This is a genomic window from Streptomyces cyaneofuscatus (assembly GCF_042718795.1).
Classification (GTDB): Bacteria; Actinomycetota; Actinomycetes; order Streptomycetales; family Streptomycetaceae; genus Streptomyces; species Streptomyces cyaneofuscatus_A.
The window spans coordinates 80,768-102,458 of the sequence record NZ_JBHXOX010000024.1 but is presented as its reverse complement, the minus strand read 5'-3'; the positions used below and the strand labels follow the sequence as shown (position 1 = coordinate 102,458).

Sequence of the window (21,691 nt, the reverse complement as noted above, 5' to 3'; positions counted from 1 at the left end):
GCCTCCTTGCCGAAGGTGGAGCGGTCCCGGTCGGCACTCACGTCTCAGGCCTCCTTGCCGAAGGTGTCACGGACCCGGCCGGCCGTCCCCGCCAGGCTCGCCTCGAAGGTGAATCCCTGCTCGAAGCGGTAGCTGCGCCGTACGTCGACGGGGTCGATGCCGTTGAGCGCGGCCTTGGCCAGCCGCAGCAGGTGCCCGTCCTTGCGGGCGATCTCCGACGCCAACTCCAGTGCCGAGCGAGGTAGTTCGGAAGTCGGGACGACCCGCCAGACCGAGCCGTGGGCCAGCAGTTCGGCCGCGGTCACGGTGCGCGCGGTGAAGTACAGCGTTCGCATCAGGTGCTGCGGGACCAGCCGGGCCAGATGGGTCGCGGCCCCGAGCGCGCCCCGGTCCAGCTCCGGCAGCCCGAAGACGGCGTCCTCGCTCGCCACGATCGCGTCCGCGTTCCCGACGAGGCCGATCCCGCCCCCGAGGCAGAACCCCCGCACCGCCGCGACGACCGGGACCTCGCACGCGTACACGGCCTCGAACGCCTCCGCGCAGCCCCGGTTGACGGCGATCAGAGCCGCGTTGCCGGGGTCCTGCTGCAACTCCTTGATGTCCACACCGGCGTTGAAGCCGCGCCCGGCGGCGGCCAGGACCACGCACCGTACCTCCGGGTCGCGGCCCGCCGACCGGACGGCGTCGGCCAGCTCGTACCAGCCCCGCACAGGAAGGGCGTTGACGGGCGGATGGTCGACGGTGATGACGCAGACGCCCTCGGCGTCGGCCGGATACGCGGTGGAGACAGTCATCGGGGGATCAGCTACCTTTCCACCAAACATTTGTTAGGTGGTGGACGGTAGCAGTCAGGCCCCCGCCCGCCAACCAGGCCCACGCGAACGGGAGATGCGATGACCCCACCCCCCACCGGACCACTCTGCACGGGCCGGGTCGTCGCCGTCACCGGCGCCGGGCGCGGCCTCGGCCGGGCCCACGCGCTCGCCTTCGCCGCCGAAGGCGCCCGGGTCGTCGTCAACGATCTCGGCGTCGGCCCCGGCGGCGACGGCGGCTCGGGCGGGCCCGCCCGCCGGGTCGTCGAGGAGATCGCGGCCCAGGGAGGCGAGGCGGTCGTCCACGACGGCGACATCGCCACCACCGAGGGCGCCGCCTCCCTGGTCACCACCGCCCTGGACGCCTTCGGCCGCCTGGACACCCTGGTCAACAACGCGGGCTTCCTGCGCGACCGGATGCTCGTCAACCTGGACGAGGACGACTGGGACGCGGTGATGCGCGTCCACCTCAAGGGCCACTTCCTGCCCCTGAAGCACGCCGCCGCCCACTGGCGCGGCGAAGCCAAGGCGGGCCGGACGCCCGTCGCCCGGGTGATCAACACCAGCTCCGGCGCCGGGCTCCTCGGCAGCGTCGGCCAGGGCAACTACGCGGCCGCCAAGGCCGGAATCGTCGCCCTCACCCTGGTCGCGGCCGCCGAACTGGGCCGGTACGGCGTCCACGTCAACGCCCTCGCCCCGGCCGCCCGGACGCGGATGACCGAGCAGACCTTCGCCGCGACGATGGCGGCGCCGGGGGAGGGGCAGTTCGACGCGATGGCCCCCGAGAACGTCTCCCCCCTCGTCGTCTGGCTCGGTTCCGCGGCGAGCGACGGGGTGACCGGCCGCGTCTTCGAGGCCGAGGCGGGCCGCATCACCGTCATGGAGGGCTGGCGCCCCGGCCCCACCGACGACCGGGGCGCCCGCAGGTCCCCGGCCGATGCGGGGGAGACCGTGCGCCGGCTGCTGGCGGACGCGGAGGTTCCGCGGCGCGTGTACGGGGCGTCGTAGGCGGCCCCGTAGGACACGCGGCTCCCACGGTGCGGCGCCGAAACTCGCTTGCGCCGGCGTCCGCGCACCCGGTATCCAGCACAGGACACCGAGGAGCGCACCATGACACGGCACGGCCCCCTGGACGAGTTCTGCTGGATGGACCTCAAGACCCGGGACCCCTCCGGCACCGCGGCCTTCTTCTCCGCCGTGCTGGGCTGGGACTTCGCCGTGGACGAGCAGGACTGGCGCAAGGCCGTCAAAATCTCCGCCGGGGACCACCGCATCGGCGGCCTGAGCGACCTCGCGCAGCCCGTCCACCCGCCGGGGCTGCCCGCTCATATCGCCTCCTACCTGGCGGTCGACGACGTGGACCGCCGTACGGCCGTGGCGGCGGAGAACGGGGCACAGGTCCTCGTACCGCCCTTCGACGCGGGGGACCAGGGCCGGATCGCCACCCTCATCGACCCGGTGGGCGCGGTCGTCTCCCTCTGGCGGCCGCAGGGATTCGCGGGGTGGCCGGTGTCACCCCCGGACGGGACCGGGGCCGTACCCCATCACGCGGTCCTGGCCTGCGAAGACCCCGAACGGGCCCGGCACTTCTACACCCGGATGACGACCGGCGCCCCGCCCGCCCGGGCCGTGTTCGTCGAAGCCGCCACCACCTCCGCGCCGCAGTGGGAACTGTCCCTCGCCGTGGACGACCTCGACGGTGTCGCCACCCGGGCCCGTGCGCACGGCGGGGAACTCGTCACCGCCTCCGAAGGTTCGGCGCGGCTGTCGAGCCCGGAAGGCCTGACCTTCCGCATCCAGGGGCCGGAGACCTCCCCGGTCTTCCTGGAGACCGACCGGCTCGTGCTGCGCCCGTTCACGGCGGCCGACGCCCCCGCCCTGCTCGCCCTCGACAACGACCCCGAGGTCATGCGGTACATCAACGGCGGCCGGCCCACCACCCCCGCCGCCATCCGGGAGCGCACCCTGCCGCGGCTCCTCCACGACCACCCGTGCACGGGGACCCGTGGCTTCTGGGCCGCCGAGGAGAAGGCCACCGGCACCTTCCTCGGCTGGTTCGAACTCCGGCCCGTCGACGACCAGGACCGCACCGTCGTCGAACTCGGCTACCGGCTCAACCGGGCCGCCTGGGGCCGGGGTTACGCCACCGAGGGCGCCAGGGCCCTCGTACGCAAAGGGTTCACCGACCTCGGGGCCGAGCGCGTGACCGCCAACACCATGGCCGTCAACGCCGGGTCGGGGCGGGTGATGGAGAAGGCGGGGCTGACCTTCCTCCGCGCCTACACCGAGGACTGGCCGGACGCCATCGAGGGCTCGGAGCACGGGGAGGTGGAGTACGCGCTGACGCGGGCGGAGTGGGAGGAGCGCCGGGCGTGAGTCCCCTGAGGTGTGCCGGGCGCAGTCTCCCGAGGTGCGCCGGGCGTGGTCCCCGAGGTGCGCCGAGCGCAGTCTCCTGAGGTGTGCCGGGCGCAGTCTCCCGAGGTGCGCCGGGCGTGGTCCCCCGAAGCTCGCCGTGCGTCCTCACCCGGGTGGAGCGGGAGGCGCACCCCCGCGCACAACCCGCTCCAGCAGCGCCGCGATCTCCGCGTGTCCCGTGTGCCGGTCCACCCCCGCCGCCGGCTCCCCGTCACGCAGCAGTTCCACGGCCACCGTCTCCTCGCCGTCGGCCACCTCCCGCCGGACCATCGCGTCGAGGCCGGTCCCGTACGCCTCCTCCAACTGCCGCAACAGCTCCTGCTCCAGGTCGAGACCGGCCAGCCGCCGGGCCTCCTCCAGTGCCACCCCGGCCGCCGCTTCCTGCCCCGGCGCCCCCGCCCCGTACTCCAGCAGCGCCCGCACCGTCCGCAGTGAGCCGCGCTGCGCCGCCAGGACCAGCATCGGCTCCCCCTGCGGGCCGGGCAGCAACGGGTCCGCGCCCCCGGCGAGCAGCGCCTCCACCGTCGCCGCGTGCCCCAGGCCCACCGCCCAGCGCAGCGCCGTGAACCCGAACTCCTCGCGCAGATCCGGCCGCGCCCCGGCGGACAGCAGCGCCTCCACCACCTCGGTGTGCCCGCCGCACGCCGCCCCGCACAGCGGCAGGTCGCCCGCCTCGGGCCCGCTCGCCCGGTCGGGATCGGCGCCCGCCGCGAGCAGCAGCCGTACCGTTCCGGGCAGGTCCTGGACCGCCGCCAGATAGAGCGCTGTCATGCCCTCCTCGTCGCTCGACTCGGCCTGCGCACCCGCGCGCAGCGCCCGTACGACAGCGTTCTCGTCCTCGTACAGCGCATCGAACAGGCGGGGTTCGTCCCTGATCGGCTCGTTCGTCATGCTTCGACCCTACGGTGGCCGAAATGATGCTCAGGTGTCGCACTCCAGTCGCGTACGACACAGCCCGCACCGCGCGACCACCCGGCCTCGCACCGGGAGCCGGATGCGCTGGTGGCAGGTGGGGCAGGGGAAGGAGACCCGCAGCCCCTCGCCCCCGGCCTCGAAGGCGTACGGAACACCCGGGTCCGCACCCGTGCCCGTTACCGTGCCGGGGTGGTCCTGGGCGTACCGCCGGTCCTTGGCGTAGCGGCGCCGTCCCGCCCAGCCGGCCGCCGTCAGCGGGGGCCGGCGCAGATCGTGCAGCGCCTGCGCCCGGCCCTTGGTGTACGCCGTGTACGCCTGCGGGCTGGTGAACCACGGCGAGGGGTCCTCGTCGAACGCCAGCGCCCGCTTGGCCAGCACGTATCCGAACTCCTCCGGCGTCAGATAGCCCAGCTTCTGCCGGGACGTGGCGTCCTCCCGGAAGGCGTCCAGCAGCAGCCAGCCCGCGCCGAGATAGGCGGTCACCGTGTCCGTGAGGATCTCGTTGTCCCGCGTCCCGGGGAACTCCAGGTCCAGCCGGTGCAGCAGGACATGGGTGATCTCATGGGCGAGCGCCGCGCCGATGTCCCTGCGGTGGGTGCGGAACCGGTCGTTCAGCTCGATGAAGTACTCGGGCCCCGCGGTCAGTTCCACGCTCGCCGCGTGCTCCATCGTGCGGAAGCCGACGATCATGCGGGCGTCGGGCAGGTGGAGGTGCTGGACCAGGGCCCGGGCCACCCGCTGGGCGCCGAGATGGAGGTCGTCGGCGTCGGAGAAGGCGGCGTCGGCGGGGGCGAGGCTGGTGCCGTAGGCGTGGACGCCGTCCGGGGAGAGCCGCCGGTACAGCGCGGTGATCGCGGACCGGACCGTGTCCAGATGCGGAAAGCCGTGGACGACCGGTGCGCCCGGACTGCCGTTGCTCACGTCCGTACCCCCATCCGCTCCGGCCGGGGACCCCCGCCCCCGGCCGGTCTCCACTGTAGGCCGGGGCGCCCGAGGGGAGCGGGAATCGCCGTGGCGAGCTTGGCCGAAAAGTACGCCTTGTGGCAGCGGTGAACGGCTCCCGATAATCGGATGGCCTTGACGGGTTCATGACCATGTCAGGAAGTCGTCCCGTCGTGGTTCCCACAGCGACCCCCCACGAAAGAAGGCAGTCCGTGAAGCAGCTCCTGCGTGCGCTGAAGAGATGTTCCGTCGTCGTCGCCACCGTCGCCATAGCGGTCGTCGGCCTCCAGCCCGTCACCGCCTCCGCCGCCCCCAACCCCATCGTCGGCGGAAGCCGCGCCGCCCAGGGCGAGTTCCCCTTCATGGTCCGGCTCTCCATGGGCTGCGGCGGCGCCCTCTACGCCAAGGACATCGTCCTCACCGCCGCCCACTGCGTGAACGGATCGGGCAACAACACCTCGATCACCGCCACCGCCGGCGTCGTCGACCTCCAGTCGTCCAGCGCCATCAAGGTCCGCTCCACCAAGGTCCTCCAGGCGCCCGGCTACAACGGCACCGGCAAGGACTGGGCGCTCATCAAGCTCGCCCAGCCCATCAACCTGCCCACCCTGAAGATCGCCACCACCACCGCCTACAACCAGGGCACCTTCACCGTCGCCGGCTGGGGAGCCAACCGCGAGGGCGGCAGCCAGCAGCGCTACCTGCTCAAGGCCGACGTCCCGTTCGTCTCCGACACCGCCTGCCGCTCCGCCTACGGCAGCTCGTTCGTCGCCGGTGAGGAAATCTGCGCCGGCTACCTCAGCACCGGAGGCGTCGACACCTGCCAGGGCGACTCCGGCGGCCCGATGTTCCGCCGGGACAACGCCGGAGCCTGGGTCCAGGTCGGGATCACCAGCTACGGCCAGGGCTGTGCCCGCCCCAACTACCCCGGCGTCTACACCGAGGTCTCGACCTTCGCCTCCGCCATCGCCTCCGCGGCCGCCGGACTCTGACACTCCCGACCGCCCGCACCCCCGCGGGTGATCACGGCTGAACCACCCCGGGGGTGCCCGACGCCACGGGTACCCCCTGAACCACTCCGGGGGTGCCCGACGCCACGGGTACCCCCGGACCGGACTCGGGAGCGCCGGTACGCCCCGGCGCCCCGGGCCCCGGCCACAGTCGGTACGCACCGGCGCCCCCGGACCCGCCTACGGAGTGCCCGACCGCACGGCCACCCCCGGACCCAGCTCCACCCACGCCTCGCCCGCGCCCTCCAGCTCCAGCACCCACACCTCGTTGACGCCCTCGCTGAGCACCGGCCCCGGCACGTACAGCGTCTCCTGCGGGCCCACCGACCAGTACCGGCCCAGGCAGAAACCGTTCACCCAGACGAACCCACGCGTCCAGCCCGGCAGCCGCAGCCCGGCGTGGTCGACGCCCTCCGACGTCCCGACGGTGAACGTCCCCCGGAACAACCCGGTCCGGTCCGGCTGCGGACCTGAAGGCACCGGCCCGAACGGCACCCGCGCCACCGCGCCCGCCTCCTCGAAGGCGTCCAGCCTCAGCCCCCGGGCCCGTACACCGTGCAGGTACTGCCGCTCGTGCAGCACCCCGCCCGTGATCCCCTTCGGCTCACCCAGCCGCGGCCCGTAGTTGACCCGGCCCAGCGACTCCACCCACAGCTCCACCACCGCCCCACCCGCCACCGGCTCCGGCAGCGTCGGGCCCTCCTCGGTCAGCACCCCCGCCCGCACCCCGTCCACGTACACCACCGCCCGGTCCCGCAGCCCGGCGGCCGTCAGCGGATACGGGATACGCGGCCCCGGCACCGCCACCCGGTAGCGCACCAGCCCCCGGCCGACCCCCAGCTCCTCGAAGGTGGGCGCCACCCCCGCCTCCGGCCCCTCCGGATCACCCAGCGCCTCCAGTACGCCGTCGAGCCCGGCCCACCCGTCCAGCTCCACCCGCACCGGCGGCCCGGCCAGGCCCCTCGGCTCCGGCGGCAACGCGGGCAACGGGCCCTGCGCGTAGCCCTCCAGCACCTTCCGGAACAGGTGGAACTTCTCCGTGGCCCGCCCGTACTCGTCGACCGGCGCGTCGTAGTCGTACGACGTCACCGTCGGCTGGAACTCCCCGTCCTGCACCGGACCGCCCCGGTTCGCCCCCGCCCACCCCGCGAAGTTCGTCCCGCCGTGCGCCATGTAGATGTTCACCGACGCCCCGCACTCCAGGATCTCCCGCAGCGCCTCGGCCGCCTGCCCCGCATCCCGTACGACCGGTTCGGCCCCCCAGTGGTCGAACCAGCCGCACCAGAACTCCATGCACATCAGCGGCCCCTTCGGCTGATAGCGGCGCAGCACCGCGAAACCCTCCCGCGCCCCCGAGCCGAAGTTCGCCGTCGCCAGCAGTCCGGGCACGGAGCCGCCCGTCAGCATGTGGTCCTCCGGACCGTCCGACGTGAACAGCGGCACGCTCACCCCGCACCGCCGCAACAGCCCCGCCAGCCACTCCAGATACACCGCGTCGGAGCCGTAACTCCCGTACTCGTTCTCCGCCTGGACCAGGATCACCGGACCGCCCCGGCCGACCTCCCGCTCCACCACCTGCGGCAGCAGTTCCCGGAACCACCGCTCCACCACCGCCCGGTAGCCGGCGTCCCGCGTCCGCACCCGCCGCCCGAACCGGCCCGTCACCCAGACCGGCAGCCCGCCGTTCTCCCACTCGGCACAGATGTACGGACCCGGGCGCACGATCGCCCACAGCCCCGCCCGCTCCGCCGCGTCCAGGAACCGCCCCAGCGCCCCCACGTCCCGGTACGCGCCCTCGCGCTCCTCGTGCAGATTCCACGGCACGTACGTCTCGACGCAGTTCAGCCCCATCGCCGCCAGCATCGCCAGCCGGTGGTCCCACTGCTCCTCGTGCACCCGGAAGTAGTGCAGCGCCCCCGACAGCAGCCGTACGGGCTTCCCGTCGAGCCGGAAGTCGTCGTCCCCCACGGTGAAGTCGGTCATCGTGCTCGTACGCTCCTGTGGTCGGCGCACCCGGCGGCCCGGGCGTGGAATGGTCCGACCACTGTGACCTCTGGCGTTTCGGCGGGTCCATGGACAAAGATCGCTGCTGATTGGACGCAAGGGACCCACGGACGCAAGGGACCCACGGACGCAACGGATTCAAGGAACCCTGGGAGGGGAAGGCCGCGATGTACCACACCTGGATGCGCTTCTTCACCCCCAGCCCGCTCCACCACCGCCTCGGCCTCGTCTGCCTCGGCGTCGGCCTCCAGCACGGCGCACTGCCCACCGTCGGCCCCCGCACCCTGGACCACCACGTCGCCGTGATCGTCAACTCCGGCACCGGCTGGTTCAGCGGCCCCGACGGACGCCGCACCCCCGTCACCGGGCCCACCCTCATCTGGCTCACCCCCGGCACCCCGCACCACTACGGCGCCGACCCCGGCACCGGCTGGGACGAGAGCTTCGTCGACTTCACCGGCCCCGCCACCACCACCTACACCGAGCTCGGCTGCATCGAACCCGACCGCCCCCTCGTCCCGCTCTCCGACACCGCCGCCCCCCGCGCCGCCGTCGGCCGCATCGTGCGCGCCGCCCGCCGCGGCAACCCCTTGCTGGAGGTCGAGACGGCGGCCGCCGTCCATGAACTCCTCGTCGCCCTGCGCCGTGCCCGCGCCGACCTCGGCCCCGACGGCGACCCGGTCCTCCAGGCGCTCGCCCGCGACGCCTACCAGCCGCTCACCGTCGCCGAACACGCCGCGAAGCACGGCATGACCCCCGCCGAACTGCGCACCGCCGTCCGGCGCGGCGCCGGGTGCAGCCCCAAGGACTACCTCCTCACCATCCGCCTCGGCCGGGCCAAGGAACTCCTCGCCGCCACCGACCTCCCGGTCGCCGCCGTCGCCCGCCGCGTCGGCTACGACGACCCCGCCTACTTCTCCCGCCTCTTCGCCCGCCGCGTCGGCACCGCCCCCGTCCGCTTCCGCGAACAGCAGGGGCGCAGCGTGCCCGGCGGCTGGAGCGACCAGGTGCCCGACCCGGACCACCCGCCGATGATCGGGCCATGAGGGCGGGCGTCTAAGCTCGATGACCATGAGTACGAGCGAGAACGACGCGCCCGCGTCCGCGCCTGAGTCCGCGTCCGCGCCCCAGCCGATCGACGCGTCCGTCCAGGCCGAGCTGAACCGGCTGCGCGAGTCCATCGACAACATCGACGCCGCCGTCGTCCACATGCTCGCCGAGCGCTTCAAGGCCACCCAGCAGGTCGGCCGCCTCAAGGCCGACCACCAGTTGCCGCCCGCCGACCCGGCCCGCGAGACCCGCCAGATCACCCGGCTGCGGCAGCTCGCGCAGAGCGCCAACCTGGACCCGGCCTTCGCCGAGAAGCTGCTGAACTTCATCATCGCCGAGGTCATCCGCCACCACGAGCGCATCGCGGAGGAGGCGGGGAACGGGGGCGCTACGGCTGCGGAGGCCTGACGGGCGGACCGCTGAGCCCCGCGCCCGGCCTGCCGACCGGTCCCGGCCTTCCCACCGCCCCCAGCCTCGCCCCGGCCGCCGCCCCCAGCCGCGTCCCGAGCCCCGCCCCGACCACCGCCCCCAGCACCGGCCCGCCCACGTACACCCACAGCAGCCCGGCCTCGCCCGACAGCAGCGCCGGGCCGAACTGCCGCGCCGGGTTGGCTGACCCGCCGCTCAGCGGACCGAGCACCGCGATCACGAGGGCGGTGACCAGGCCGACGGCGTACGGGAGGAGTCTTCGGCCCACCGGATGCGCCAGGAGCCCGGCGAGCAGCAGCGCCGACCCGGCCAGCACCCCCGCCTCCGCCACCACCACGGCCCCCTCGCCCCAGCCCGGACCGGGCCGCACCACCGCGTGGGAGACCGGCGGCCGGGTGACCACCGGCCCCCACACCAGCCCCGCCGACCACGTCCCGGCCACCGAGCCGCCGAGCTGCGCCACCACGTACGGCACCACCTCCCGCCCCGGGAACACCCCGAGCCGCCACAGGGCGACGGTGACCGCCGGATTCAGATGCCCGCCCGACCACCGCCCCGGCGCGGAGAGCATCAGCACGGCGAGCAGCACGCCGACCCCACCCCCGAGCAGGACGAACGCCACCCCACCGCCGCCGTACCCGTCCGGCGCGAACAGCCACCGCACCCCGCTCACCACGGCCAGGAGCAGCAGCGCCGTCAGCCCGAACTCACAGGCGGCCCGGCGCAACAGGCCCGGGGAGGGGGAGAGGGGGCGGGAGGGAACAGGGTCGGATACGCGGGCGGCGGCATCGCGCGCAGGCGTGAGCGTCATGAGGACGTCCTCGGTACTCGGTGTGCCGCGCCGAGGAGATGGTAAGCGGCCACACCCCCCAGGGTGTATACGCCCCTCCCGTACACCGGCACACCCCAGCCCCTCCCTACCGGCCCACCTCACCCCTTCCTGGGGCAGGCCCCCCTTCCCGTACGCCCATGGAGAACCCCCCTGCCCGCGCCCGATCCCGTACGGCAGCATGGGCCCATGTCCGTACTGACGCGCAACGAAGCGCAGACCCGAGCCCAGATCATCGACGTGGAGCGGTACACAATCGCCCTCGACCTCACCACCGGCGAGGAGACCTTCGACTCCCGGGCCGCCATCCGGTTCACCGCCCACGCGGCCGGAGACACCTTCGTCGAGGTCAAGCCCGCCACCCTGCGCTCGATCAGTCTCGACGGACAGCCCCTGGACCCCGCCCTCCTCGACGGCAACCGCTACCCCCTCACCGGCCTCACCCCCGGCCCCCACGAACTCCACGTGGACGCCGCGATGAGCTACTCGCGTACCGGCGAGGGCATGCACCGCTTCACCGACCCGGCCGACGGCGAGACGTACCTCTACACCCAGCTGTTCATGGAGGACGTCCAGCGCGTCTTCGCCGCCTTCGACCAGCCCGACCTGAAGTCCGTCTTCGCCATCGACGTCACCGCCCCCGAAGGCTGGACCGTCCTCGGCAACGGCGTCGCCACCCGCACCGGGGACGGGCGCTGGACCATCGCGCCCACCCCCCTCATCTCCACCTACCTCGTCGCCGTCGCCGCGGGCCCCTGGCACTCGATCACCACCGAGCACGCCGGACTGCCCTTCGGCCTCCACTGCCGGCGCTCCCTCGCGCCCTACCTGGACGCCGACGCGGACGAGATCCTCTCCATCACCCGCGCCTGCTTCGACCGCTACCACGAGAAGTTCGACGAGCCCTACCCGTTCGACTCCTACGACCAGGCCTTCGTCCCGGAGTTCAACGCGGGCGCCATGGAGAACCCCGGACTCGTCACCTTCCGCGACGAGTTCATCTACCGCTCCGCCGTCACCGACACAGAGCGGCAGACCCGCGCCATGGTCGTCTCCCACGAGATGGCCCACATGTGGTTCGGCGACCTCGTCACCCTCAGCTGGTGGGACGACATCTGGCTGAACGAGTCCTTCGCCGAGTACATGGGCTACCAGACCCTCACCGAAGCCACCAGGTTCACCGACACCTGGGTCGACTTCGGCGTCGCCCGCAAGGGCTGGGGCTACGACGCCGACCAGCGTCCCTCCACCCACCCCGTCGCCCCCGACCCCGACGCCGTACCCGACACCGCCTCCGCCCTCCTCAACTTCGACGGCATCAGCTACGCCAAGGGCGCCTCCGCGCTCCGCCAGCTCGTCGCCTGGCTCGGCGAGAAGGACTTCCTCGCCGGAATCAACACCCACTTCGCCCGGCACAAGTTCGCCAACGCGACCCTCGCCGACTTCATCGACAACCTCGCCTCCGCCACCGACCGCGACGTCCACGCCTGGGCCGAACAGTGGCTGCGCACCACCGGCGTCGACACCCTCACCGCCGACGTCCACGAACCCACCGCGCCCACCGAGGCCGGCCAGTCCTGGGCACTCGCCGTCGACCGCGCCGGCAGCCGCCCCCACCGCATCACCGTCTCCACCTTCGACCACGCCCTCAACACCCAGGCGGGCCCCGGCCACCTCGCCCCCCGCGACCGCTTCGAACTCGACGTACCCGGCGACGGCAGCCCCACCGTCCGCACCGGCCGCCGCCCCGCCCTCGTCGTCCTCAACGACGGCGACCTCACCTACGCCAAGATCCGCCTCGACACCGCCTCCTGGGACACCGCCCTCGGCCACCTCTCCGCCATCCCCGACGCCCTGACCCGGGCCGTCATCTGGAACGCCGCCCGCGACATGGTCCGCGACGGCGAGCTCGACCCGGCGCGCTACCTCACCGCCGCCCGCACCCACCTCCCGTACGAGAGCGACCTCGCCCTCGTCCAGGGCGTCCTGGCCTTCGCCGGCGGCCAGATCGCCGACCGCTACGTCACCCCCGAAACCCGCCCGGCGGCCCTCGCCACCCTCACCAGCCTCTGCCGCGACCTCATCCGCCGGACCGAGGACGGCTCCCACCCGGGGCTGCGCCTCACCGCCGTACGCCACTTCATCGACGCCGCCACCCAGCCCGACACCCTCCAGGCCTGGCTCACCGAAGGCACCGTCCACGGCGGCCCCGAGCTCGACCCCGAGCTGCGCTGGCGCATCCTCACCCGCCTCGCCGCCCTCGACGCCACCGACGAGGCGGTCATCGACGCCGAGCTCGACGCCGACCCCAGCGCCTCCGGCCGCGAAGGCGCCGCCCGCTGCCGGGCCGCCCTGCCCACGCCTGAGGCCAAGGCCGCCGCCTGGCACGCCCTGTTCGGCGACGACACCCTCTCCAACTACCTGTTCACCGCCACCGCCCAGGGCTTCTGGCAGCCCGGCCAGGACGAGCTCCTGACCGCGTACGTCGACCGCTTCTACCCCGACGCCACCGCACTCGCCGCCCGCCGGGGCCCGGCCATCGCGGAAGCCGCCGGACGGCACGCCTTCCCCGCGTACGCCATCGACCCCGAGAGCCTCGCCACCGGCACCCGGGCCCTCAAGGACCCGGCCCTCACCCCGGCGCTGCGCCGCAAGCTGGCCGACCAGCTCGACGACCTGCGCCGCGCCCTGGCCGTACGGATGACGGAGCACTGAGCCGACGGACCCGGGGGAGGACCTGAGGGCGCGCGAAGACACTCTTCGCGCGCCCTCAGGCTTTTCAGCCGGTCCTGTGCCGAGAGCCCTCGACCGACCGCCCCCGGACCGGCCGCCGGTGGAGAGACCGGCGGTGGACCGCCGGTGGACCGGCGGCCCCCAACCGGCCGCCCGCAGCCCCCGCGCAACTCCGCCCGGCCCGTCAGCCCCTCGGCCAGGGCCGCCCGCGTCCCCGCGCGCCGCCGCACCCAGGAGAACCACCCGTCCCCCCGGAACCACCCGTACACCCGTCCCGGAACCGCACACCCTTACCACCCGAACCCCCGGCAAATAGCCCACACCGGCCACCAGTACCCCTTTCGAGTTCAGATCGTTGGGCTCTTCGGCCGCGCCCCCCGAAACCCGGGACAAGCTGGCATGTCCACCCCCGCCCTCCCGAAGGACCACCCCACCCATGCCCACCCCACCCCTCGCCGGAGGCACCGCAGGCCCCGCCGCACTGCGCCCCCTCATCGACACCGTGCTCACCGCACTCCACGACGGCGCGGCCCTCCGGGACGGCCCCCTCCCCGCCGGCGGACCCGACACCGTCACCCCCCGCACCCGCACCGCCACCCACCCCCTCATCCCCGACCACGGCACCGGCGCCCACCACGCCCTCCGCGCCCTCGTCACCGCCCTCACCGAAGGCGCCGCCGACCCCGCCCACCCCCACTGCGCCGCCCACCTCCACACCCCACCCCTCGCGCTCGCCGCAGCCGCCGACCTCGCCGCCAGCGCCCTCAACCCCTCCATGGACTCCTGGGACCAGGCCCCCGCCGCCTCCGCCCTCGAAGCCGACCTCACCACCGCACTCGCCGCCGAGATCTACCCCCACACCCCCTCACCCGACGCCGTCATCACCACCGGCGGCACCGAAGCCAACCAACTCGCCCTCCTCCTCGCCCGCGAACGCCACGGCCCCGTCCAGACCGTCTGCGCCACCAACACCCACCACAGCGTCGCCCGCGCCGCCTGGCTCCTCGGCCTCCCCGAACCCGTCACCGTCCCCGCCCCCACCGGCACGATGGACCCCGCCGCCCTCGACGACACCCTCAACCGCCTCGACCGCCCCCTCCTCGTCGTCGCCACCGCCGGCACCACCGACACCGGCGCCATCGACCCCCTCGACACCATCGCCGACCTCTGCGCCACCCACGGCGCCGAACTCCACATCGACGCCGCCTACGGCGGACCCCTCCTCTTCAGCCCCACCCACCGCACCCTCCTCCACGGCCTCCACCGCGCCCACAGCGTCACCCTCGACCTGCACAAACTCGGCTGGCAACCCGCATCCGCCGGCCTCTTCGCCGTCCCCGAACGCCACCACCTCACCCCCCTCCACCACCACGCCCCCTACCTCAACGCCGACGACGACACCGAAGCCGGCCTCCCCGACCTCCTCGGCCGCTCCCTGCGCACCACCCGCCGCCCCGACGCCCTCAAGATCGCCGTCACCCTCCAGGCCCTCGGCCGCACCGGACTCGCCGACCTCATCGACCGCACCCTCACCACCGCCCACCACCTCGCCGACCTCATCACCCAGACCCCCACCCTCGACCTCTACGAACGCCCCACCATCTCCACCGTCCTCTTCCGCCCCACCGACGCCGCCGACCACACCGTCGCCACCCTCCGCCGCACCCTCCTCAACCGCGGCCACGCCGTCCTCGGCCGCGCCCACGCCGCCGGCCGCCTCTGGCTCAAGGCCACCCTCCTCAACCCCCACACCACCCCCCAGGACCTCCAGGCCCTCATCGACCTGATCACCGCCACCACCACCGACCTGACGGTCACCACCGCCACCACCACCCCAACCCCCCACCACCCCACCCCCCACACAGAAGGCGACACCCCGCGATGACCGACCGGCCCGCCCCCGACCGGCCCGCCCCCTCCCCCGAACCCGACCGCCCCCACGACCTCGTCGGCATCGGCATCGGCCCCTTCAACCTCTCCCTCGCCGCCCTCGCCCACAACATCCCCGCCGCCCCCGACGACCCCCGCCCCCTCGCCGCGACCTTCTACGAACAACGCCCCGCCTTCCACTGGCACCCCGGCCTCCTCCTCGACGGCGCCAGCCTCCAAGTCCCCTTCCTCGCCGACCTCGTCACCCTCGCCGACCCCTCCAGCCCCTGGAGCTTCCTCAACTACCTCCGCACCCGCGACCGCCTCTTCCCCTTCTACTTCGCCGAGCGCTTCCACATCCAACGAGCCGAATACGACGCCTACTGCCGCTGGGTCAGCGAACAACTCCCCGGACTCCACTTCGGCCACCAGGTCGACGCCGTCCGCTGGAACACCGAACGCGCCCTCTTCGAAGTCGACTTCACCCAACTCGACCCCGACGGCGAAGCCGAAGCCCTCGGCCGCGCCTACGCCCGCCACATCGCCCTCGGCATCGGCACCGAACCCTTCGTCCCCGAACCCCTGCGCCCCCTCGCCGAAGCCGCATCCGTCCCCGTACTCCACTCCGCCGACTACCTCCGCCACCGCGAACAACTCCTCGCCGCCGACCACATCACCGTCATCGGCTCAGGACAGTCCGGCGCCGAAGTCTTCCTCGACCTCCTACGCGCCCGCCCCGAAGGCGCCGAGAACATCCACTGGCTCGCCCGCACCCAGGCCTTCGCCCCCATGGAATATTCCAAGCTCGGCCTGGAGCACTTCACCCCCGACTACAGCCGCTACTTCCACGCCCTCCCCGAAACCGCCCGCGACGAACTCGTCCCCCGCCAATGGCAGCTCCACAAAGGCATCGACGCCGACACCATCGCCGCCATCCACGACGAGCTCTACCGCCGCACCCTCCACGGCGGCTGGCCCGACGCCACCCTCACCCCCGGCGTCCACGTCCGCACCGCAGGACGCCTCGCCAACACCCGCGTCGAACTCCACCTCGAACACACCCAGCAAGGCACCCGCTCCCGCCTCACCACCGACGCCGTCATCCTCGCCACCGGCTACCGCGAACGCCCCCTCGACGCCCTCCTCGGCGGCCTCGGCCCCTACCTCCGCCGCGACACCTCGAACCGCCCCCGCATCGACGACCAGTACCGCCTCATCCTCGACCGCGCGGTCACCGGCCACGTCTACGTACAGAACGCCGAACGCCACACCCACGGCGTAGGCGCCCCCGACCTCGGCCTCGCCGCCTGGCGCAGCGCCACCATCCTCAACAACCTCACCGGCACCACCCCCTACCCCCTCCCCGAACGCACCGCCTTCACCACCTTCGGCCTCACCACCGACCACCCCCGCGTCCCCGCCCAGGCCCCCGCCCTCATCCCCCTCAGCCAGTCCGTCTAGCCGACGGACCACGGACACAGAACGGCCCGGGACTCCACCACACGGAGACCCGGGCCGAACGAAACAGCACCCCCCAACCAGTTACGGGAACACCGGCGTCCCCTCACGCGTCAGCCGCCACCCCACCGAAGCGAACGCCGCCGGATCCACCGACCCCTTCGCCTGCACCCACCCGATGATCGTGTTCCGGATCTCGTCCGAATTCGCCCACACCTGCTTCGCCCCCGGCACATGCGGGAAATTACCCCCACCACTCGCCCGGTAATTGTTCACCGCGAACACGAACCGCGCCGCCGGATCCACCAGCCTCCCCTCGAACGAAAGCCCCACGATCCGCGACCCCACCGGCTGCGCGATATCGATGTCGTACGTCACCCCCGACACCGCGTCATAGTTGTAATCCGGAATCCCGTCCGCATTCGTCAGCTTCGCCGTATCCACCGGACCACCCGGAGCGGTCCGCACGTAATACCGCGCCGAATACTCCAGATACTCCTTCAACTGCGCACCCGTCAGCAGCCGTGCCTCCAGCGTGTTCTCGAACGGATACAGCCCCGCCGCATCCCGGATCGTCACCTCACCCGCCGGAATCCCCGCCGTACGCGAGAAACACGACGCCTGCGACAACACCGGCAGCGCCGCGTACTCCCCACCCGCCAGCGCCGCCGCCACCGTCTCCGTCTGCACCTGGTTGATCAGATCGATGATCGGCTCGTCCCTCCACGGCGCATCCGCCGTCGACATCGCCACCACCGACGTACCGATCACCTGATTCACATACGCCACCACCTTCCGGTGCTGGGCCCGCAGCAACGACACCACCTTCCGGTCCTCGGCCACCGCATTCGAGTTCAGCACCCGCGAACCCGCCTTCTCGACCGTCCAGCGCCCTTTCTCCCACACCAGATCGAAATCGAAAACCGTCAGCCGCTGCCCCCACTTCGCCGGCTCCGAAAGAACGACCTGCTTCCCCGTCACCTTGTTCACCACGAAATGCTCGGCGATCTCCACATGCGCGTGCCCCACCAGAATCGCGTCGATCCCCGGCACCTGCTCCGCCACCAGACCCGCCGCATTCTCGACGTACGGCAACTGATCCCCGTACGACGACGTCCCCGACGAACCCGAATGCGCCGACACGATCACCACATCAGCACCCATCGACCGCAGCTTCGGCACCCACTTCGCCGCCTGCTCCTCCAACCCCGGGAACACCATCTTCCCGCCCACGTTCACCTTGTCCCAGATCGCGATCCCCGGATTCGTCAACCCGAGAACCGCCACCCGCACATCCCGCCCGAACGGCGTCCGCAACCGCTTGATGACGTACGGAGCGAACGCCGGCCGCAACGTCTTCGCATCCAGCGCATTCGCGCCCAGCAGCGGAAAATCACACTGCTCCTCGAACTTCCGCAACACCGGAATCCCATAATTGAACTCGTGATTCCCCAGCGCCGCCGCGTCATAGCCGATCGCGTTCATCGCCTTCGCCATCGGATGCACCGGACCGCGCCGCGCGGTGATCGGATCGACCTTCGCGTAGTAGTACGACAACTGCGTGCCCTGGATCGTGTCACCCGCGTCGATCAGCAACGTGTTCCGGCGCCCCTTCTCCCGGCGCACCTGATCCACCAACGTCGAGATCTTCGCCAGACCGATGTCGTTGTGGGCCGCGTCGTCGTACTCCTTGTCGGTGAAGTAGTCCCAGTTGAAGACGTTCCCGTGCAGATCGGTCGTGCCCATCACGGTGAACGAGTACCGCTTGCCGGGGCGCCCATGACCGTGCCCATGCCCATGCCCATGCCCGCGGCCGTGCGCCTCGGCCGCACCCGCCGTACTCACGACCGCACCACCCGCCAGCGCCACCCCCGCACCGGCGGCAGCCGAACGGCCCAGAAACGTCCTGCGGTCCACGGGGTTCAACGACATCGCTCACTCACTCCTCGTTCAGTACGGGCAACGCGCGTAGATTCTGACCCGCCCCCCGTTCCACGCAACACCCCGCACAGGTTTCGATCCGATGACCCCCGACACACCACCTCCACACCCACCCCCGTGCCACAGTGAACGCATGACCGAAACCCCCACGCCCCAGACCGCATCCACCGCCACCCACCACCCCTACGGCACCCCCGACACCCCCCACGTCACCGTCCGCGGCGAAGCCCACCTCGAAGTCGACCCCGAACTCGCCCACATCACGATCACCCTCACCGCCCGCGGCACCGACCGCCGCACCACCCTCGACGACCTCACCGACCGCAACACCACCACCCTCGACCTCATCAAGAGCTACGGCGACACCATCGAAAAACTCGAAACCGGCACCCTCACCATCAACCCCGAACTCACCCGCCACGGCCGCGCCGAACGCATCCGCGCCTACCACGGCCACATCCAACTCACGGCCACCCTCAACGACTTCACCACCCTCGGCGAACTCATCACCCGCCTCGCCGACCACGACCTCACCCGCATCGACGGCCCCTGGTGGTCCCTGCGCCCCACCTCACCCCACCACGCCACCGCACGCCGCCAAGCCGTCCGCGAAACCCTCCAGCGCGCCCGCGAATACGCCGAAGCCCTCGACACCCGCCTCGGCGCCCTCCTCGAACTCAACGACACCGGCACCCACCACACCCCCCTCGGCCGCGCCGCCTTCGCCGAATCCATGCCCTTCGCGGCAGCTGCAGGCGGAGTCGAAGCCGCCGACGCCGCCCCGATCAACCTCGAACCCGTACGCCAGACCATCGACGCCCAGGTCGAAGCGTCGTTCACCCTCATCCCGCCGGCCCTCGGATAAACGCTCATCGGAGCGGGCCGCTGCACAATTCAACACTTGTCAACAACCCTTCACCCAAAGGTTGTTGAGGTGTCATGCCGAGCCAAATACCTACCCGTAGGTAAGGTTTAGGCTCGAACCATGCGCCGAGCGAAAATCGTTTGTACCCTGGGACCCGCCACCGACTCATACGACCAGATCAAGGCCTTGGTCGAAGCGGGAATGGACATCGCCCGCTTCAACCTCAGCCACGGCTCCTACGCCGAACACGAGCAGCGGTACCACCACGTCCGCAAAGCCTCCGAAGAGACCGGCCGCAGCGTCGGCATCCTCGCCGACCTTCAAGGCCCGAAGATCCGCCTCGGACGCTTCCGCGAAGGCCCCGTACTCCTTGAACGCGGCGACACCTTCACCATCACCGTCGAACCCCTCGAAAACGAAGGCAACGGCGACATCTGCGGCACCACCTACGACGGCCTCGCCGCCGACGTCACCACCGGCGAACGCATCCTCATCGACGACGGCCGCGTCACCCTCGAAGTCACCGACGTCGACGGCCCCCGCGTCCACACCACCGTCATCGAAGGCGGCATGGTCTCCGACAACAAGGGCCTCAACCTCCCCGGCGTCGCCGTCTCCGTCCCCGCACTCTCCGAGAAGGACATCGACGACCTCCGCTGGGCCCTGCGCACCGGCGCCGACCTCATCGCCCTCTCCTTCGTCCGCACCGGACGCGACATCGACGACGTCCACCGCATCATGGACGAGGAAGACCGCCGCCTCCCCGTCATCGCCAAGGTCGAAAAGCCCCAGGCCGTCGAGAACATCGACGACATCGTCGCCGCCTTCGACGGCATCATGGTCGCCCGCGGCGACCTCGGCGTCGAAATGCCCCTGGAGCAGGTCCCGATCGTCCAGAAGCGCGCCATCAAGCTCGCCAAGCGCAACGCCAAGCCGGTCATCGTCGCTACCCAGATGCTCGACTCGATGATCGACAACTCCCGCCCCACCCGCGCCGAAGCCTCCGACGTCGCCAACGCGATCATCGACGGCACCGACGCGGTGATGCTCTCCGGCGAGACCAGCGTCGGCAAATACCCCATCGAGACCGTCCGCACCATGTCCCGCATCGTCGAAGCAGCCGAAGAGGACATCCTCGCCAAGGGCCTCCCGCCCCTCACCGAACGCAACAAGCCCCGCACCCAGGGCGGCGCGGTCGCGCGGGCCGCCGCCGAGATGGGCGACTTCCTCGGCGCCAAGTTCCTCGTCGCCTTCACCCAGAGCGGCGACACGGTCAAGCGCCTCTCCCGCTACCGCTCACCCATCCCGCTCCTCGCCTTCACCCCCGACGAAGCGACCCGCGCCCAGCTCAACCTCACCTGGGGCGTCGAGACCTTCCTCGGCCCGCACGTCGACTCCACGGACGCGATGGTCGCCCAGGTAGACGAGGAACTCCTCCGCATCGGCCGCTGCGCGAAGGGCGACATCGTGGTCATCACCGCCGGCTCCCCGCCCGGCGTCTCGGGCTCCACGAACCTGGTCCGCGTCCACCACGTGGGCGAGGACGACAGCCCGAAGTAGGACGGCTCAGTATTTCGGCCCGACGTGCGCATCCATGAGGGCGACGGATGCCCGTCGGGCTACGGAGATGTTGTAGGGCTTGCCCGCACGTGTGCAGTGCGTCCATACGATGCCGAGCGCGTCGAGGGTGTCGGTGTAGAGGCGGCGGATGTCGTCGGAGACGTTGGTGAACCAGTACCGGGGGTACTCGTAGCGTTTCCGCTCGCCACCGACCATGCGTGTGGTCCAGTTGGTGATGCGACAGCCGTCGGAGTGGATGAGTCCCCGTACGAGCTGCCAGGGGTGTGCGTCGACGATTGCCTTCTGCCAGGGCTCCAGGGCTATGTCGCGCTCGTGCTTCCGGCCGGGGCCGTGCTGGGGGAACAGGCAGGCGAGGTGCTTCGAGTAGACCTTGATGTTGTGGCAGCCGGTCCTGCGGACCCGGCACGTGGCGTTCTCAGGGAACACCTTGCGTAACGCGGCCTCTGCTTCGTCCTGGATACCTGGCCAGGCGTTGTCCAGTGCGATCATGAGGCTGGGGGCCCGGTGCGCCGAGTATTGGCTGATGTGGCCGTCGCCCAGGTAAAGGCCGAGCAGGTACGCGTAGGCGGGCTCGTCGAGGGGTGTGCCGTCACATCGGTGGCACAACGGGATGTGCGCTCCGGGGCACTCGCCACGCTTGGAGCGGTCCATGTGGAGCCAGTACGACACGGTGCCGCGAGGCACGTTCAGTTGGCGGGCCACCTCGGCGCCCTTGGTGCCGTTCTGGAGGAGGGTGAGCGCCTTCTGGCGTACCTCTGTACTGTGCGCGTTCATGCATTCACTCTTCGTGATCCAGCTCGAACGTGGACAGCGAAAAGCGGATGTTCACCCTCAAGTG

The 21,691-nt window shown here is 71.8% G+C and carries 17 protein-coding genes and 1 pseudogene; 11 read left to right on the top strand and 7 right to left on the bottom strand.

Translation table 11 applies throughout. From position 1 onward, the window contains the following. Positions 1-44: 44 nt before the first annotated feature. A complete protein-coding gene (locus ACFWRT_RS26255) occupies positions 45-794 on the bottom strand; it encodes an enoyl-CoA hydratase family protein (protein WP_380953701.1) in 750 nt (249 codons plus the stop codon). A 99-nt stretch (positions 795-893) separates the two neighbouring features. Between ACFWRT_RS26255 and ACFWRT_RS26250 the strand changes: the two genes are divergently transcribed. From ACFWRT_RS26250 to ACFWRT_RS26240, 3 genes and pseudogenes are all read left to right on the top strand, one after another. Next, positions 894-1,820, top strand: a complete 927-nt coding sequence (locus ACFWRT_RS26250) for an SDR family oxidoreductase (RefSeq protein ID WP_380953702.1) — start codon at positions 894-896, stop codon at positions 1,818-1,820. Positions 1,821-1,922: 102 nt separating this feature from the next. Next, positions 1,923-2,225 (top strand): annotated as a pseudogene (locus ACFWRT_RS26245) (VOC family protein); the annotation flags it as partial. Positions 2,226-2,576: 351 nt separating this feature from the next. Then, positions 2,577-3,188 carry a GNAT family N-acetyltransferase gene (locus tag ACFWRT_RS26240; protein WP_380953758.1) on the top strand — a complete coding sequence of 204 codons (612 nt, stop codon included), beginning with the start codon at positions 2,577-2,579 and terminating at the stop codon, positions 3,186-3,188. A 144-nt stretch (positions 3,189-3,332) separates the two neighbouring features. Here the strand turns inward: ACFWRT_RS26240 and ACFWRT_RS26235 are convergent, their stop codons facing one another. Then, the gene (locus tag ACFWRT_RS26235) at positions 3,333-4,118 is read right to left on the bottom strand and encodes an ankyrin repeat domain-containing protein (protein ID WP_380953703.1); all 786 of its coding nucleotides are present in this window, start codon (positions 4,116-4,118) and stop codon (positions 3,333-3,335) included. 30 nt (positions 4,119-4,148) lie between these two features. Beyond that, entirely contained in the window at positions 4,149-5,063 is a 915-nt protein-coding gene (locus tag ACFWRT_RS26230; RefSeq protein ID WP_380953704.1) for a hypothetical protein, read from the bottom strand. A 233-nt stretch (positions 5,064-5,296) separates the two neighbouring features. Here ACFWRT_RS26230 and ACFWRT_RS26225 point away from each other — a divergent pair, with 233 nt between their 5' ends. After that, entirely contained in the window at positions 5,297-6,076 is a 780-nt protein-coding gene (locus ACFWRT_RS26225) for a S1 family peptidase (protein WP_380945273.1), read from the top strand. Positions 6,077-6,274: 198 nt separating this feature from the next. Here ACFWRT_RS26225 and ACFWRT_RS26220 read toward each other — a convergent pair whose 3' ends face one another. Beyond that, positions 6,275-8,077 carry a glycoside hydrolase family 35 protein gene (locus tag ACFWRT_RS26220; RefSeq protein WP_380953705.1) on the bottom strand — a complete coding sequence of 601 codons (1,803 nt, stop codon included), beginning with the start codon at positions 8,075-8,077 and terminating at the stop codon, positions 6,275-6,277. Positions 8,078-8,265: 188 nt separating this feature from the next. Between ACFWRT_RS26220 and ACFWRT_RS26215 the strand changes: the two genes are divergently transcribed. Both ACFWRT_RS26215 and ACFWRT_RS26210 read left to right on the top strand, forming a co-directional pair. Further along, the gene (locus ACFWRT_RS26215) at positions 8,266-9,144 is read left to right on the top strand and encodes an AraC family transcriptional regulator (protein WP_326706383.1); all 879 of its coding nucleotides are present in this window, start codon (positions 8,266-8,268) and stop codon (positions 9,142-9,144) included. A gap of 25 nt (positions 9,145-9,169) precedes the next feature. Then, complete coding sequence (locus tag ACFWRT_RS26210) at positions 9,170-9,556, top strand: chorismate mutase (protein WP_380953706.1); 387 nt, start codon at positions 9,170-9,172, stop codon at positions 9,554-9,556. On the opposite strand, the gene ACFWRT_RS26205 is transcribed toward ACFWRT_RS26210, so the two are convergent. Beyond that, on the bottom strand, positions 9,537-10,388 hold the full coding sequence (locus ACFWRT_RS26205; RefSeq protein ID WP_380953707.1) for an MIP/aquaporin family protein: 852 nt from the start codon (positions 10,386-10,388) through the stop codon (positions 9,537-9,539). The two genes, ACFWRT_RS26210 and ACFWRT_RS26205, sit on opposite strands and share 20 nt — an antisense overlap. Before the next feature lie 207 nt (positions 10,389-10,595). Between ACFWRT_RS26205 and pepN the strand changes: the two genes are divergently transcribed. From pepN to ACFWRT_RS26190, 3 genes are all read left to right on the top strand, one after another. Continuing rightward, entirely contained in the window at positions 10,596-13,121 is a 2,526-nt protein-coding gene (gene pepN, locus ACFWRT_RS26200) for an aminopeptidase N (protein WP_380953708.1), read from the top strand. A 454-nt stretch (positions 13,122-13,575) separates the two neighbouring features. Beyond that, positions 13,576-15,024: a pyridoxal phosphate-dependent decarboxylase family protein gene (locus ACFWRT_RS26195; protein WP_380953709.1), complete on the top strand. Its 1,449-nt coding sequence runs from the start codon at positions 13,576-13,578 to the stop codon at positions 15,022-15,024. Continuing rightward, positions 15,021-16,469, top strand: a complete 1,449-nt coding sequence (locus ACFWRT_RS26190) for a lysine N(6)-hydroxylase/L-ornithine N(5)-oxygenase family protein (RefSeq protein WP_380953710.1) — start codon at positions 15,021-15,023, stop codon at positions 16,467-16,469. The genes ACFWRT_RS26195 and ACFWRT_RS26190 overlap by 4 nt, the downstream gene beginning before the upstream one ends. 81 nt (positions 16,470-16,550) lie before the next feature. Here ACFWRT_RS26190 and ACFWRT_RS26185 read toward each other — a convergent pair whose 3' ends face one another. Next, entirely contained in the window at positions 16,551-18,398 is a 1,848-nt protein-coding gene (locus tag ACFWRT_RS26185; protein WP_380953711.1) for a bifunctional metallophosphatase/5'-nucleotidase, read from the bottom strand. A gap of 142 nt (positions 18,399-18,540) precedes the next feature. On the opposite strand from ACFWRT_RS26185, the gene ACFWRT_RS26180 reads away from it, so the two are divergent. Together ACFWRT_RS26180 and pyk are read left to right on the top strand one after the other, a co-directional pair. Next, a complete protein-coding gene (locus ACFWRT_RS26180; protein WP_380953712.1) occupies positions 18,541-19,272 on the top strand; it encodes an SIMPL domain-containing protein in 732 nt (243 codons plus the stop codon). A gap of 120 nt (positions 19,273-19,392) precedes the next feature. Beyond that, complete coding sequence (pyk, locus tag ACFWRT_RS26175; RefSeq protein WP_380953713.1) at positions 19,393-20,832, top strand: pyruvate kinase; 1,440 nt, start codon at positions 19,393-19,395, stop codon at positions 20,830-20,832. A 6-nt stretch (positions 20,833-20,838) separates the two neighbouring features. On the opposite strand, the gene ACFWRT_RS26170 is transcribed toward pyk, so the two are convergent. After that, complete coding sequence (locus ACFWRT_RS26170; protein WP_380953714.1) at positions 20,839-21,627, bottom strand: helix-turn-helix domain-containing protein; 789 nt, start codon at positions 21,625-21,627, stop codon at positions 20,839-20,841. Positions 21,628-21,691: the final 64 nt, after the last annotated feature.